At 48.3% G+C, this 15615-nt stretch carries 11 protein-coding genes, 1 pseudogene and 1 riboswitch; of the genes and pseudogenes, 8 read left to right on the top strand and 4 right to left on the bottom strand.

Annotated features, from left to right (window positions below):
- The first annotated feature begins 49 nt into the window (after positions 1-49).
- The 5 genes from aguB to HPT30_RS14090 all read left to right on the top strand — a co-directional run bounded on the left by aguB (position 50) and on the right by HPT30_RS14090 (position 4912).
- On the top strand, positions 50-925 hold the full coding sequence (aguB, locus tag HPT30_RS14110; RefSeq protein WP_175372001.1) for an N-carbamoylputrescine amidase: 876 nt from the start codon (positions 50-52) through the stop codon (positions 923-925).
- 205 nt (positions 926-1130) lie between these two features.
- The gene (locus tag HPT30_RS14105) at positions 1131-1871 is read left to right on the top strand and encodes a MeeY/MeeF family manganese export membrane protein (protein ID WP_175372000.1); all 741 of its coding nucleotides are present in this window, start codon (positions 1131-1133) and stop codon (positions 1869-1871) included.
- Positions 1872-1984: 113 nt separating this feature from the next.
- Positions 1985-2773 (top strand): formate/nitrite transporter family protein, encoded by a 789-nt coding sequence (locus HPT30_RS14100; RefSeq protein ID WP_175371999.1) that lies wholly within the window; start codon positions 1985-1987, stop codon positions 2771-2773.
- 211 nt (positions 2774-2984) lie between these two features.
- Entirely contained in the window at positions 2985-4568 is a 1584-nt protein-coding gene (locus HPT30_RS14095) for an ATP-binding protein (protein ID WP_175371998.1), read from the top strand.
- Positions 4569-4579: 11 nt separating this feature from the next.
- The gene (locus tag HPT30_RS14090) at positions 4580-4912 is read left to right on the top strand and encodes a substrate-binding domain-containing protein (RefSeq protein ID WP_175371997.1); all 333 of its coding nucleotides are present in this window, start codon (positions 4580-4582) and stop codon (positions 4910-4912) included.
- A 118-nt stretch (positions 4913-5030) separates the two neighbouring features.
- Here HPT30_RS14090 and HPT30_RS14085 read toward each other — a convergent pair whose 3' ends face one another.
- Positions 5031-7439, bottom strand: a complete 2409-nt coding sequence (locus tag HPT30_RS14085) for a TPM domain-containing protein (RefSeq protein ID WP_175371996.1) — start codon at positions 7437-7439, stop codon at positions 5031-5033.
- A 196-nt stretch (positions 7440-7635) separates the two neighbouring features.
- On the bottom strand, positions 7636-7779 hold the full coding sequence (locus HPT30_RS14080; RefSeq protein WP_175371995.1) for a hypothetical protein: 144 nt from the start codon (positions 7777-7779) through the stop codon (positions 7636-7638).
- 256 nt (positions 7780-8035) lie between these two features.
- On the opposite strand from HPT30_RS14080, the gene HPT30_RS14075 reads away from it, so the two are divergent.
- The gene (locus tag HPT30_RS14075; RefSeq protein WP_175371994.1) at positions 8036-11155 is read left to right on the top strand and encodes an EAL domain-containing protein; all 3120 of its coding nucleotides are present in this window, start codon (positions 8036-8038) and stop codon (positions 11153-11155) included.
- A 96-nt stretch (positions 11156-11251) separates the two neighbouring features.
- On the opposite strand, the gene HPT30_RS14070 is transcribed toward HPT30_RS14075, so the two are convergent.
- Complete coding sequence (locus tag HPT30_RS14070) at positions 11252-12346, bottom strand: GGDEF domain-containing protein (protein ID WP_175371993.1); 1095 nt, start codon at positions 12344-12346, stop codon at positions 11252-11254.
- Between the two features lie 196 nt (positions 12347-12542).
- Positions 12543-12642: riboswitch (purine riboswitch) on the top strand.
- Between the two features lie 179 nt (positions 12643-12821).
- On the opposite strand from HPT30_RS14070, the gene HPT30_RS14065 reads away from it, so the two are divergent.
- A complete protein-coding gene (locus tag HPT30_RS14065) occupies positions 12822-14258 on the top strand; it encodes an NAD(P)/FAD-dependent oxidoreductase (protein WP_175371992.1) in 1437 nt (478 codons plus the stop codon).
- A 44-nt stretch (positions 14259-14302) separates the two neighbouring features.
- On the opposite strand, the gene HPT30_RS14060 is transcribed toward HPT30_RS14065, so the two are convergent.
- A complete protein-coding gene (locus HPT30_RS14060; RefSeq protein WP_175371991.1) occupies positions 14303-15052 on the bottom strand; it encodes a LytR/AlgR family response regulator transcription factor in 750 nt (249 codons plus the stop codon).
- A 166-nt stretch (positions 15053-15218) separates the two neighbouring features.
- Between HPT30_RS14060 and HPT30_RS14055 the strand changes: the two are divergent.
- Positions 15219-15615, top strand: a pseudogene (locus HPT30_RS14055) (IS701 family transposase); the annotation flags it as partial.

The following is a 15615-nucleotide window of genomic DNA, read 5'->3' as shown; positions in this document are numbered from 1 at the left end:
TAACGGATGAACCAACAAGACTGGTTTTATATATAAGGAGGACCGATACGTGAGAAATGTAAAAGTAGCTGCAACGCAGATGAGCTGTTCCGGCAACATTGACGAGAATATTAGCAAAGCCGAGACGTTGGTGAGAGAAGCGGCCGCACAGGGCGCGCAAATTATTTTGCTGCAGGAACTGTTTGAGACCCCGTATTTCTGCCAGAAAGAGAAATCGGAATATTATGCGTATGCGACTGAGCTCGAGCAGAACAAGGCCGTTAATCATTTCAAAAAAGTAGCAAAAGAGCTGCAGGTCGTGCTGCCTATCAGCTTCTATGAGAAGAAAAACTATGCCCGCTACAACTCGCTGGCTGTGATTGATGCTGACGGTACGGTACTTGGCAAATACCGCAAGAGCCACATCCCGGACGGACCGGGCTATGAAGAGAAGTTCTATTTCAACCCGGGCGATACCGGCTTCAAGGTCTGGAATACCCGTTATGCCAAAATCGGCGTTGGTATTTGCTGGGATCAGTGGTACCCGGAAGCTGCCCGTGTAATGAGTCTGATGGGGGCAGAAATCCTCTTCTATCCGACGGCTATTGGCTCGGAACCTCAGGATGGAAGCATTGATTCCAAAGATCACTGGCAGATGTGTATGCTGGGCCATGCCGCAGCCAACCTGATTCCTGTTGTGGCTTCCAACCGGATTGGCGAAGAGATCGATGAGGATTCCAGTATTAACTTCTATGGTTCTTCTTTCATTGCCGGACCGCAAGGCAACAAAATTGTTGAGGCTGGACGCGACGAGCAGACCGTCCTGGTTAGCGAGTTTGATTTGGATGCTCTGGAAGTTCAGCGGATTGAGTGGGGCATTTTCCGTGACCGCCGTCCAGAACTGTACAGATTGATTTCTTCGTATGATGGGGATTTGACATTTTAATACATGTTTGAAAAGTACCGCCGGAGATGAATAATGCTCATGGCGGTCTTTTTTGTAGACAAGGTGAGCTGCAGGACTACGATTGAAATGACCATCCGGCAAGCTATACTTCGCCTATCTGGAACTACCGTTGAGGTTATGCGTAAATAATATTTACAAGATAGCTGGGAGCTAATAATGAATTTACCGGAGGCGCAAATGTGGCATGAACGGGTTGAGTGATTTTTTTAGAAATATTAGTGAGAACTATGGACATTTTTTCTCTTGGGGCGATATTGTAGGGGCGTTTTCCGATCCTGTGAACTGGGGAATTATCGGTAGCTTGATTCTTCTGGAGGGCCTTCTCTCAGCGGATAACGCGCTGGTACTGGCCGTAATGGTTCGACATTTACCCAAGGAACAGCAGAAGAAAGCCTTGTTCTATGGGATTGTGGGGGCATATCTGTTCAGATTTCTGGCGATCGGGCTGGGCACTGTCCTTATCAAGTTTACGCTGGTCAAGGTTTTGGGTGCGCTCTATCTCTTCTATATTGCGTATAAGGGCCTGTTCAAGGTCGGTAAAGAGAAAGAGATGCAGAATAAAGGAACTTCCTTCTGGAGGACTGTGCTATTAGTAGAGTTGATGGATATCGCCTTCAGTATTGACAGTGTGATCGCCGCATTTGGTCTTAGTGATCAAGTATGGGTATTGTTCCTCGGGGGGATACTCGGCGTGCTGATGATGCGTGGGGTGGCGCAGGTATTCTTGAGGTTGATTGAGAAAATTCCGGAACTGGAGCAGGCGGCCTTCCTGCTGATTGCTATAATTGCCGGTAGAATGCTGATTGCTGTATTTGGTTACGAAATGCCTTATGCAGTTTTCTTCGCTATTCTGATCATCGTCTTCGTTGGAACCATCCTGTACAGTTCAAGACGCAAGAAGAAAAAAGCTAATGAGAAAAATTAATCCTGCTATGACTTCGTTTTAAGAAAATGTTTCAAATTTATTGGGTATCTTAACCAAGATGTTGTATAATCAGTCCAATATCCGCTGCAAAATTATACCCAAACGGAGGACATATGGAGAACGAAGCGCTGCTGCAGGTTGAACGGCTAGCTCTCAAGAAGCAAAAGATTTTTCGCCAAAGCGTACTGCGTTATATTGCCAGGGCCATGCTGGCCAGTATGTTTATCGGATTCGGTGTCATCGTAGCTTTTAAGACGGGCAACTTTTTCTACATGGAGCATTCACCGATGACGTACCCGATGGCCGCTGTTACATTCGGGGCCGCGATCATTTTGATCTCCTACGGAGGCGGCGACCTGTTCACGGGAGATACCTTCTATTACTCTTACGCCGCGTTGCGCCGGAAAATGCGCTGGTTAGACGTCATCAGGATGTGGGTCGTCACCTATATTGGCAACATTCTGGGCGCAGCGGCCTTTGCACTGCTGATTTATTTGACGGGTCTGTTCTATGATTCCAACGTCAACGGATTTCTGCTGAATGTGGTGTCCCACAAGATGGAGGCTCCGGCGTTGCAGCTGTTTTTCCGGGCGATTCTGTGTAACTGGCTGGTCTGTCTGGCGTTCTTTGTACCCATGTCTATGAAGAGCGATGGTGCCAAAATGTTCGCCATGATGCTGTTCGTTTTCTGCTTCTTCATCTCCGGGTATGAGCATAGCGTTGCTAATATGTGTACCTTTGCGATAGCGCTGGTGCTGGACCACCCTGGAACGATCTCGTGGGGCGGTGTACTGCATAACCTGATTCCGGTAACGCTTGGGAATTTAATTGGTGGCGGTGTACTGATGGCCTATATGTATTATTACGTGAACAAACCGTTTCTCGAGGAAGAGCAGCATTAAGACAAAATGTCAGGCTCCGCCCCCATCGGGCGGAGTTTTTTTGTTATAAAACAAGGGGATCACAGGTCAGCATTGTTCGCAATAAGAAACTATCTGAATTTTTAATAATGGAAGGATTAAGGTATATAAAGTAGAATAAATTATTAGTGTTAAAAAATTGAAGCTTATTTATAAATCGAGGGATATGTTCTTGGAAAGAGCGGTGGTAGCCATGAAAACAATGACGGACAACCAGATTATTCAGGATTCTAAACAACAGTGCAAGCTTAGAGGCATAGACCCTGAACAGCCGCCCGTTTTTGCGAATCGTTTGTCTGCCGAGCAACTGAAGAAGCAATTGAGTAAGTATCGCGAAGTCATCGAGGTTATCGATTTCTTTGTTCATAAATTCCTGTCCTCTATTACTGGAACCCCCATTCTTGTCGCTATTTCCGACGATAAAGGATATCTGCTGGCTTTTCAAGGCGACCCCTCCATTATCGACACTATTCGACAGATCGGCCTAGGTGAGGGTGCGTTAATGAATGAGGATGTAGGCACCAATTCAATAGACCTGTGTCTTCGTCACAAGAGACCGTTCCAATTGGTCGGACAAGATCATTATCAGCAGATTCTCCACCGTATGGCCTGTTGCACCGCCCCTATTCTTAAAGAGGATAGCCAGATTCTGGGGACGATTTCGTTCATGGCGGATATCGATGTAACTCACCCGCATCTGCTGCCGTTGCTGTGTACGATGGCCGATTCCATTGAGCGGGAGCTGTTGCTCCGCCAGAGCAATGCCCAGCTTGAATTGCTGAATCAAATGCTGCTGGAGACGAATTATCTGGGCGTCATTATTACGGATGAACACGGCAAGATCGCTGATATAAATGAGAATGGTATGAATATGTTGGAGATCGAGCAAACCCGGTATTATGACATCATAGGCTCCAGCGTATTTGAGCTGACTGAAATCGGGCATTATTTTGAGCGGACGCTGATGCTAAATGATCAATGTACTGGGTTGGAGCTGACTCTGGAGCGGCACGGGTCGATTCAGCACTTTATGATGGATGTCGTGCCAGCCTTTGATAGCGGTGGGAAGCTGTCCCGGGTGATTGGAAGTCTGCGCAACATTACTGAGATGAAACGGACCGAAGAGGTGCTGCGCAATACGGAAAAGCTGGTATTCGCAGGTCAGCTTGCGATGAGCATCGCCCACGAGATTCGTAATCCGCTTACTACGGTCAAAGGAATGCTTCAATTGTCCAACAAGGATGGCAAGCTTCCGCATTATGATCTGATTATGTCTGAGGTGGAGCGCATGAATCTGATCGTTAGCGAGTTCCTGATTCTGGGTAAACCGCAAGCGGTGCATTTCAAGAATGAACGATGTAGCGCCATTCTACAGGAAATGCTGGGGATTTTTGCAATCCAGGTCCGTATGAACAATATTACCGTCACTAGGGACTTTCAAGAGGATCTTGAGATTAAATGCGACCGCAACCAAATTAAGCAAGTCTTCCTGAATATTCTGAAGAATGCGATGGAGGCCCTGCCGTTCGGCGGTGATATTATGATCACACTGGCGGTGGAGGACGGCTTCCAGACCATTACCATCGCGGATAACGGTGAAGGAATGAGCGAGGAGGTGCTGCTGAAGATCGGGGAACCTTTCCATACGACCCGCTTCAACGGCAACGGACTTGGCATGATGATTGTGAAAAAAATTGTATCGGCGCATAAAGGTCATATCACGATCAAGAGTGAGATTGGACAAGGCACAGCGGTGAAGATTTTCCTCCCAGCATAATAAAAAAGCGAATGCTGCCCCGGACTTATATCTCTCGGGGCGGCATTGTTTACATTGGCGGATTGGACCGGAATCATCTGCTGCATACGCTGAAGCAATGTGGTGTAACACTGGGAATGAATATGGAATTCGGCAATCTGGAAGGGATCAAGCAGGCTGTCAGGCACCGCTGGGGCACGGCATTCCTGCCAGGCTATGCTATCGAGGAAGAGCGTCAGGCAGGCTCTCTGGCAGCAGTCCCTCTAGCGGGGGAACACAAGTCGTTCAGCATCCAGCTTATTTATCCGAAAGAACGCTGGTTGCACCCTGCTTTTCGCGATTTTATCAAGGGGTTACAGGAGTAGTAACCATATGGCCTAAAGAACTGAGACCAGCAGTAAAAAACCCCTTCAGAGCTGCAATAACTGCAAGCTCTGAAGGGGTTTTGTGTTCAATCCAACAGGGGATCTGGCCTCATGTGATCTACCATTTGGAACCGCCGGAGGATCTGTCGTTGCCTCCGCCGTCCCAAGAGGAACCCCCAGAGGATCTGTTGCTGTCTCCGCTGCCCCACGAGGAGCCGCCAGAGGAATGGTTTCCACCACCGAACGAATTGCTGTTGTGAGTCTGTTGCTGCTGTCGCTGTTGCTGCCGCTGCTGCTCAAGCATCAGTGCCATTGCAGCCTGGCGTTCCTGTTCTTGCTTCTGGCGGACAAGCCGATTAGCTTCTTCTACAAAGGAGCTGATTGCCGCTTCATAAGATCGGGCAAGCGTCTCCAGCTCATCCAGGTGGAATGGCGGTGAGACCAGCCGCAGTGTCAGCTTCTCATAATCAGCGATTAGCGGATTATGGGAACGCGCCCGGCGGGCCAGGCCGTTTCGCTTCAGCAGGCTCTGCGCGGCATCGACCCGGGCAGGTCCTTCCGCCAGCATCCGGTTGATTTTGTCTAACCGGCTATTCAGAACATCCAGCCCCTCGGAGATGTCGCTGAACTGCGCGGAGGCTTCGTCCTGAAGCGACAGGAGGCGGTCAAGACCGCTGCGCGCTTGATCGAATTCCCCGCGTTCATCGCTGGTCCAAGTCTCGATCTGCGGCACTTCGCCTGCACCTTCCTGCAGGCGTGTACCCCATTCCTCTAGCGCCTCTCGGGCGCTCGCTAGATGCTGCTCCGCGAACCGGCCTCCGGCATCACGGAAACGGCTTTGCAGTTCATCCCGCCGCTGCTTCAGGGTGGTCCAGTTCGTGCGAACTGTCTCGAGATCCCGCCGGTTCTGCCCCCGGATTTGTCCCTGCCGCTCTGTCATTGCCACAGCCTCTGACAGAAGCAGGTCCATCCGGGCGGCGATGCTGCGCACCTCATCCATATCCCCACTTTGGAGCGGGGTCTTGATGACTTCTGCCTGTGCTTGGGCCTGCTCCAGATGGTCATAGGGTCTGACCTTCATATTTTGCAGGGAATGCTGCGTAATCAGTGCAGAAATCGTTGTCCGGGTGTCTGACAGCACCCCGGAAAATGCTTTTAGCTTATCGTTATATACGCTCACATCTTGCAGGTCTTTCCCAATCTTCGTCTGTCTCTTCTGAGCATCCTCCGTAAATTCCTGGGCGGCAATGGGGTCGAATAGCTCCAGCTGATCGGCTTTGGCTGCTTTCTCGGCTAAGGTCTGAAGATCCTGGACCATCGCCTGTAGATTGTAGCCGGTCTCTCTGATCAGGGCTTGCAGAGCTTCGTCCAGTTCAGGAATTTCCTTCTTGAGAGCAGTGATACGTTGCTTCACATGACGGTCGGCCTCGTTGATGACCTCAATTTGCTTCTCATCCTCTTCGAGTGCAGCGCTGAAGGCACCATTGTCTTGACGCAGCTTCTCCAAGGTTTTCTTCAGCTCGCCCAAGCGATACAGAGCGGGCTTGGCATCCTGGCCTGAGCGTGCGGAGATATCTACAAGGCGGGTAGACAGCCGCGTAGAGATTGCTTCCACCAGCGCGCCTGTCTTGCCTTGGACGATCCCCTGGAACGGCTTCAGGGATTCCAACGCCTGATTGGTCCGTACCAGCAGGCCGGAGAGCTGTTCGTTCTGCTCGCCCAATTGTTTGCTACGGCGTAGTCCTGTCAGCAGGACGAACAAGGCGCCAAGCAGAAGGGCTGCCCCTACAAAGACTGTGGCCCGGGCCGCAGTCGATGATCTGGAGCCGCTGTCCTGCAGCGCGGCTGATCCTGCCCCTGCCGAACTGGAACCATGCGATCCAGTTGCTGATCCTGCCCCTGCCGAACTGGAACCATGCGATCCAGTTGCTGATCCCGTTCCTGCCGATCCGGAGCCGTGTGAGCCAGCCCCTGAGCTAGAGCCCTGCGATCCGGAGGCAGCTCCGCTCCCGGACTGCGTCGTGCCGCTTATACTTCCCGCACGGCCAAGCTCTTGCACAGCATTCAAGAGCGAGGTAATGCCTTCGGCAAAGTCTCCATGTTTGGCGGAGGGAACGAAATACGTATCCAGCAGCTTGACAAGGGCCGCGCTTCCGCTAGATGCGCCTTGATCTTTTGCCCACGTATTAATGGCGGCTTGCAGTGGCGGATTCTCGAAAACTAGCTGAACATCATGATTTTGAACAGCAATGAGCAATAGCACATCCCTGGCGGCGAGTCCCCAGGAATCAAAGATATCATTGGCGTAATCTTCAGCGGACCTTCCTTCCGTGGAGTCCACAGTTAGAACATGAAAGGTAAAGGCTTCGCCTGCGGTTACTTTGGAAATGGCCGTTATATCACGGCTATCCAACAACCCAGCTTCATCCTGAACCAGATTCGCTCCCTGTGCGGGTATGTCTGCGGCAAAAACGCCTGGTACCCATATAAGACTGATCATCAAGAACAATAGTATACATTTCTTCAAGATGGCACACTCCGATCTCTAGGGACAATGACACACCCTATATTATGTTGAATATTATACTATATAATGAACCCTCTGTTGTTCCTCAGCGGCGGCCTACATATCTTTAACACTACGTGTTCTAGCCGCTATTGGTTCCCGGTGTCGCGCACAAAAAAAGCCGCATCCCCGGAAAGGGAATGCGGCTGTCAGGTCTTTATTTGGATTGCAGACAGAGGATGTATTGCAGTCTGGATTTGATTTCCTTCTGCCATTTCAGATCGCCGACTTTTACGGCAAGATTGAGCAGATCCAGGTAATCATCTACCTGAAGTGTCGTCCGGGAAGTGGCTGCGCTCATCGGTGTTCAGTCTCCTTTGTACTCAATTATAGTGAGGTTGAATAATCTGTTTTCTTCAATAATGATAATCATTATCAACTATATTTGTTATTATCCACATTTTAGCGTTAAAAATCAATACAAAATTGAAGAACTTCTCTTTTCGATGCACATTTTCTATTCACCCCAGAGGGAACTGGCAGGAACCTTACCATTTTTTGTCGAATAAAGCTGGAGATAGGGCTGTTATTTGATTTTGGAAAAAGGAGAACTTGCGATGAAGCGATGTGCGTTTCTGCTTCTACTTAGTATTCTGCTTATCTTCACGTTTCCTGCAGCCGCTGCTCATGGTCAGCGACAGGAGATTAAATACCAGGCCGAACTGAACTATCCCCCCTACAAATACATACAGAACGGCTATCTGACCGGCTTTGATGTTGATCTTATCAGCATGATTTTTGACAAGCAGGGGTATCTCGTTCATTACAGCACCGGCGATTGGGGAGATGTGTATGAACGGCTGATCGATGGTGAGATTGATACCGCCGGGCTGATGGTCGTTACCGATGAGCGAAAGCAGAAGGCTCTGTTCTCGGTGCCTGTATTCAAAAGTAAAATCTCCGTCTACGCCCGCCAGTCCTTCAAGGAAGAAGTCACTCTGAACACATTAGGCCTCTACAAAATCGCTGTAGGAAAGAACCAATATACAGAGGCCATGCTGCGCGATAAAGCAAACATCAAACAATACATAACATATCCTACGATACCAGCTGCATTGGATGCGCTAAAAAAAGGTGAGGTGGACCTGCTATTCGAGAACCAGGGGGTTGTCGATTACCTGATTGTCGACCAGGGTCTGACCGGTACCATTGTCCATAAGCTCAGCGATCTTTATCCGGTAAATGTAGCTATCGGGGTAAGCAAGTCCAAGCCTGATCTCGTTCCTTATTTGAACAGCCGCCTGGAACGGCTTCAGGAATCCGGGGCATTCGAGGAGCTTTACCAGCAATACTTTTTCTCGCATTCCGATAGCTACAGAAATAAGATATTCACTCAGGTGGTTGCCGGCGTGATCATTGCCCTTTGCCTGCTGGTGTTCGGTGCTTTTCTGCTGAAGATGTATATTAATCGTCTGCGCAGGGTGATCCATGCAGAGCAGCAATTTTTCGAGGATGTCATCGAGAATACCGGCATGATGATTTGGGCTGTTCACAGCGACAAAAAAATTGTGAGATTCAACTATTATGCCGAGAGGCTGACCGGACTTTGCGAGCGGGAGATGCTCGGTGTAAGCATCGAGGATTTGGGTGGACTTGAGGGCAGTGTGGCAACCCTTAGAGATCTGCTGCTGCGAGCAGTGGAGCTGGAATACGTCAGCGATGTCGAGCTGAAGCTTCCCGAGGGCGATCCGGAAGGCAGATATTTTACGATCCGTACCACACTGATCAAAGGTTTGGATCGTCAGGCAGAGGATATCTTCGTGCTCGTAGGCCTGGATATCGATATCCGCAAGCAAAATGAGCTCAAACTCCAGCTCAGTTATGAAGAACTGGAATCTACATACGAAGAACTGGCGGCAACCGAAGAGGAACTGCAGGATCAGTTCGACAAATTACGGATCAGTGAGCGCCGGTTCCGGTTGGCTTCCGAAGGCTCTGGAGCCTACATGTGGGAGCTGGACTGGGAGAGTGGTTACTACAGGCTTTCGGACCGCTGGTTTGAGGTGATGGGTTACACCGAGGAAGAGATTAATTCCTATGAAGGCGGTGTGCTCAGCATCATTCATCCGGAAGAGCAGGCGTCGTCGAATAAAGCCCGGCAGGAGCATTTGGCCGGATTAACTCCGATCTATGAGACAGAATATCGCATGCGGACTAAGGCAGGAAACTATATTTGGTTTGAGGTCAGGGGTAAAGCGATCGTTGATCCGCGGGACAAAATCCTGCTGTTCCTCGGCTCACTGATTGACATCAGCAATCGTAAACAGGTGGAGCTCAAGCTGAACAATAGCTATCAGGAGCTTGAGGCGACCTATGAGCAGCTCACAGCGACCCAGCAAGAGCTTATGGGCCAATACGAGCTGTTGCTGGAAAATCAGAAGAATATGCACCGTCTGGCTTATATCGACTCCCTTAGTGATCTGCCCAACCGTGCCAGTCTGCTGGAGGCGATGGAGAAATATTTCCGGAAGCCGGGAGGATCAGCGGCGCTGCTGTTTGTTGATACCGACAATTTCAAATACATTAACGATACACTCGGTCACAAGTTTGGGGATGTGCTTATTCGAAAGGCCAGTGAGCGGCTGCAATCGCTGGTGGGTGAAGGGGGAATGCTCTCCCGGCTGGGGGGAGACGAGTTTGTGATTTTCCTCAAGGATATTCAGGATAAGGATGCTATTTTTGAACTTGCCGAACAGATCATGCAGGCTTTCAAAAGATCCTTCCTGATCGGAGAGAGCAAACTGTACGTTACGGTCAGCATCGGAATTTCTTTTTACCCCGAGGACGGGGGGACAACAGAGGAAATGCTGAAGAATGCTGATGTAGCCATGTACCGCGCCAAGGAAGAGGGCAAAGGCAGATATGCTGTATACGATAAGTCGATGCATAAGGCTTTTAATGAACGGATGAACATCGAGAAACACCTGCGAAGTGCCATGAAAAATAATGAGTTTGAGCTGCACTATCAGCCACAGGTAGATATTCGAACGGGTCTGATTTCCGGTTTTGAAGCCTTGATCCGCTGGAACAGTCCGGTGCTGGGCTTCGTTTCTCCGCTTGATTTTATCAAGGTTGCAGAGGATTCCAGACTGATTATCTATATTGGGGAATGGGTGCTGCGTGAAGCCTGCCGTTTCACGAAGGATGTGCATGATCGGGTAGGTATTCCCTACAAGATATCGGTGAATATCTCTGTGATTCAAATGCTGCAAGATGATTTCATTGATGTGGTGCTGAATACACTACAGGAGACCGGATTACAGCCGGAATGTCTGGAACTGGAGATTACCGAGTCTATCTTTATGGAATCCTTCGAGAGTATGGTCACCAAGCTGGAGTATTTGAAATCATGCGGGATTCTCATTGCGCTCGATGACTTCGGTACAGGTTATTCCTCGCTGAGCTATTTGCAGCAGTTGCCGATATCGACACTCAAAATCGACAAGGCTTTTATAGATTCTCTGTCCGATAGTACCTACAGTCAGTCCTTTGTACAAATTATCGTTCAGTTGGGACATAAGATGGGTCTGGAGGTGGTTGCAGAGGGCATAGAGGAGGAAGCCCAGCTGGCATTCCTTAAGGATTCTGGTTGCGATAAGGTTCAGGGCTATCTCATCAGCCGCCCGGTTCCCGGACGTGGTGTAGGTAAGCTGCTCGAGGTCGAGCGCTACTTCTGAGAAATAGACGATGTCTCTTGATAAAACATGTACACAGTATACAATCAAAAAGAACGAGCTGCTCCTGAATGGAGGGCTCGTTCTTTTGTGTTGGGTTCAGAGAGCTACGATTCGATTTTTCCCCGATTTCTTCGCTTCGTATAAGGCATCATCGGCTTTCTGGAACACATAGCTCTTGGAGTCAGCACCTGCAAAATCATGCATGCCTATGCTCACGGTGATAACCTGCCCCCCCATCACCTCAATGGGGTGAGCGGCAATTTCCGCGCGGATCTTTTCCATAATTTCGCGTGAGCTTTCGAAAGGCTTAGCATTCAAGATCACAACAAATTCCTCTCCACCGTAACGTGCGGCAAAATCATCGGTACAGATGTGCTTGAGGACAACGGCTGCCACATGCTTCAGTACGATATCCCCGACCCAATGCCCGAACCTGTCATTGACCTGCTTGAAGTTGTCGATATCCAGAACCGCCAGTTGCATCGGGAACGGGTTGCTCTGCTGATGCTCAATCAGCCAGCCCAGATATTCGTGAAAGGTCTTATGATTGTACAAATCTGTCAAAGGATCAATCTTGGACAAGCGGTCCATGATGATATTCTGTATTCGCAGATCCTGCTCTGACTTCTCTGAATTCTCCAGGGATTGAATCAAGTCCCGCCCGCGTCCGATGATTGCGAACCCGGCCAGTGAGGTGCCTGCAAATATGGTAACGATGATAATATTCTCGGTGTACTCTATGTAGTTATAATCTCCACCCGATCCGAACAATATGACTAAATAGATCAGGCAGATCGCGGAAGAACCGATCAGATAGCAACTCTTCAGATAGATCATGGATACAAGCAGTGGTATTAGCAGAATGAACGGCTTCACAGCTACATCCGATGAGATGTGCAGAATAATTATCATCGCGTACACATGGCTGGCCGCAATTATCGAGATCTCCGAGAGGGTGGGTTTCCAGCGATATATTCCTTCAAGCAGCAGAAGCAGCACCAGGATCATGGAATCAGGAAGAACCATACGGATATGAATATATTCCTTCTCCGAAATCAGCAGCCTGCCGTTGCCCATGACTATCAAAACGAGCAACTGACTGGCGAAATAGACCAGGAGAATAACCCAGAAAGCGTTCAGCAGCATGCGATTCCAATATTTTTCGCGAGGATTGTGTAGTAGGCACTGCATAAGATGTTCCTCTTTTCAAGTGGCAATATACTTATATATTCGACAAGATCCTATCGTTTCCTTCTGTAAGCTATCTTGTAGTTAATGTTCGGATTTAGATATATATAATAAATCTTAATTAGGACTATATTGACGTAAAATTAATAAAAAACGAACTATAAGCGATATAATAACTTGACACATTCGTATATTTTCTATAAAATTTGTATAAGATGTTCGTATATCCCCGAAGATAGGGTTTGGGGGTCTCTACAGGGAACCGTAAATTCCTGGCTACGGATAGGGTGCTTTGGCATACCTTGAAATAGGCGGGATTTTTGTTGTTGCTGATCGTTCTGGCAAGCAAAGGTTGGACTGTACAGACGCCCGGTTCCCGCTGTAGTGTCGCCAACAAAGCACACAAAGTGATCATGTTATGAGAACGCGTACCGTCCGCAGTAAGGGCGGAGAAGCCTTATCTTCTTGGGAGGAACAAATGAGTAAATATGATGTAATTGTCGTTGGTGCCGGTCCGGCCGGAATATTCGCTTGCTATGAGCTGACACGGAAGGCCCCGCATTGGAAAGTGCTGCTGGTGGATAAAGGCCATGATATTTATCGCCGCAGTTGTCCGATTCTCGAGGAGAAAATTAAGCTCTGTCCGCCAGCCTCCGGTCGCAAGGAGTTTGCGGGCTGTCTGCCAGCTTGCTCCATTACCGCTGGTTTTGGGGGCGCAGGCGCTTATAGTGACGGCAAGTTTAATATCACAACGGAGTTCGGCGGGTGGATGACAGATTATCTGGCCCCTTCCAAGGTGCTCGAGCTAATCAACTATGTGGACGGGATCAACCTGGAGCATGGCGCCACTGATCTAATTACCGATCCTACAACGGACAGTATCCGGGATATCGAGCAGCGTGGCTATGCGGCTGGTTTGAAGCTGTTGCGGGCTCAGGTGCGTCATTTAGGAACAGAACAAAACCTCGAAATTCTAAAATCTATATATGAATACTTGAAAACACGTGTCGATATGGTGTTTAAAGCAGAAGTACAGGACCTGATTACAGTCAAAGAGGATGGAACCCACCGGGTGACCGGTATTTCCATGAAGAACGGCGAGAGCTACGAGGCCAATCTGGTCATGATTGCACCGGGCCGTGACGGCTCGGCCTGGTTGACTGAAGTGCTGAAGAAGCGCCGTCTGAAGATGTACAACAACCAGGTAGACGTCGGCGTCCGGGTGGAGACCTCGGATGTCGTGATGCAGGAGATTAACGAGCATCTCTATGAAGGAAAGTTCATTTTCAATACTTCTGTGGGTACACGTGTCCGTACCTTCTGCAGTAACCCTTCCGGCCATGTGGTGGTGGAGAATCACAGCGGGGTAATGGCTGCGAATGGACACTCCTATAAAGATCCGGCACTTGGCTCCAAGAATACGAATTTTGCCCTGCTGGTCTCGCATAAGTTCACAGACCCGTTCGATAAACCGAACGAATATGCCCGCGAAATCTGCAAAAGAGCCAATGACCTGTCCAGCGGTGGCGTCATCGTCCAGAAGTATGGTGATATCCTGCGTGGACGGCGCTCAACGGAGGCACGGATCAGCGAAGGATTCCTGGAACCGACACTGAAGGAAGCTGTGCCAGGTGATCTGGGGCTGGTGCTGCCGTACAACACAATGAAGAGCCTGATCGAGATGGTAGAGGCGCTGGAGAAGGTCACGCCGGGAATTGCTTCCGAGCATACACTCTTCTACGGCGTGGAAGCGAAGTTCTACTCCGCTCGTCCGAAGCTTACAGAAGCGATGGAGACAGAAATATCCGGCCTCTACTGCGGTGGAGACGGTGCGGGTATTACCCGCGGTCTGGCGCAGGCCGGGGCAGCAGGGGTATGGATTGCTCGCGGAATGGTTGAGCGGGCTGGAATCTGATATTTAAGTATATAGGGACTGACTTATCTGTAGAATTATCTACATTAAGTTGCTCCCTTTTTATATCTAATTGAATAATATTTTTTTACATGTTTTTTTATACGCTCATCTGACCCCAAACAAACAGTATCTCCATTTGATAATTGAAAAAAGTCACCTTTTAATCGTTCAACGTGGTATAGATTAATTAAACGTGACCTTGAAACAATCAGAAAATTATTACTATTGATATAATTTTTATATCGGATTAGCGTATAGAGTAGAAGTTCATAATCTCCTTGTAATGTCACCAGCACCACTCTTCTATTTTTCTTATAAAGTTGAATGATGTCCCGTTCCAGAACATTGATGTAGTCATACTCCTCCTCATGCCTAAACTTAAATCTTATTACTCTTTCATCCGTTATTGCACTGCTATGTACTCCAACTATGCTATTGATTGCTTCATAGACTTCTTCTTTTAAATTACTCTTTAAAATCCATCTAAAAGCACCATACTTATATCCTTCATTAGCAATATCACATAAATTTGATGTAAATATTAAAATACAGTCCTTGTGCATTATACTTATCCGTTTGGCTATCAAAAACTCTTGAGATTCCCCTTTATTAACATTCAGAAAAATGATATTGTAACCTTTTTTTTCATGTTCAATCTTCTCAAGTAAGGCAATTCCACTGTTAAGTTTCTCAATACTATATTTGCATCTGTTTACTCGAAAAATTTCTTCCAGTGCCTGTTGTAACTCTTTCAAAAAAAATTCATTATCGTCACATAATACTATTTTATACATTATTCTCACCCACTTATTCTCTCGAATCTTAAAATCAAAGTTCTATCTTTAAATGAGCAAATCCACTTCCAATAAACTGTAAAATCAAAAAAAATAGAGACAAAGTGCTTTACCTGTGTTGAAAAAGTAGTCACAACAACAAACTTTTCACAAAGAGGTAATCACTATGTCTCATACCGCCATCGTACCTGAATCCAACGCCATCCGCAACTATTTGTTGCAGCATCAGCTGTCTTTGTATTTTTCCAAGCCTGTTTTAACTCATGTGGAAACGTACATGACGGCGGCAACCGCTAAAGGATTTCGTGGCAAGGTTACCGCTTTGGCGGAATACAGTGACCGCCATCGTACCACACTAGGCCATTTCCTTGCCGAAGGGGTATGGGATAAAACCGTGTTGCAAAATAAAGTGAAAACCGAATCCCATTTCTAGATCCTGGAGACCTCCAAGCGCACGGCGGAGCCGCTGTTTGTCATTCACGACGATACGATTGCTCAGAAAACAAAACCTTCGTCACAGGCCCGTTTTCCTATCGAGCAAGCCGGGTTTCATCACTCTCATC

The sequence above is a fragment of the Paenibacillus agri genome (assembly GCF_013359945.1).
Lineage (GTDB): Bacteria > Bacillota > Bacilli > Paenibacillales > Paenibacillaceae > Paenibacillus_AQ > Paenibacillus_AQ agri.
The sequence above is the reverse complement of the archived record's forward strand: the minus strand, read 5'-3'. Positions and strand labels throughout refer to the sequence as shown.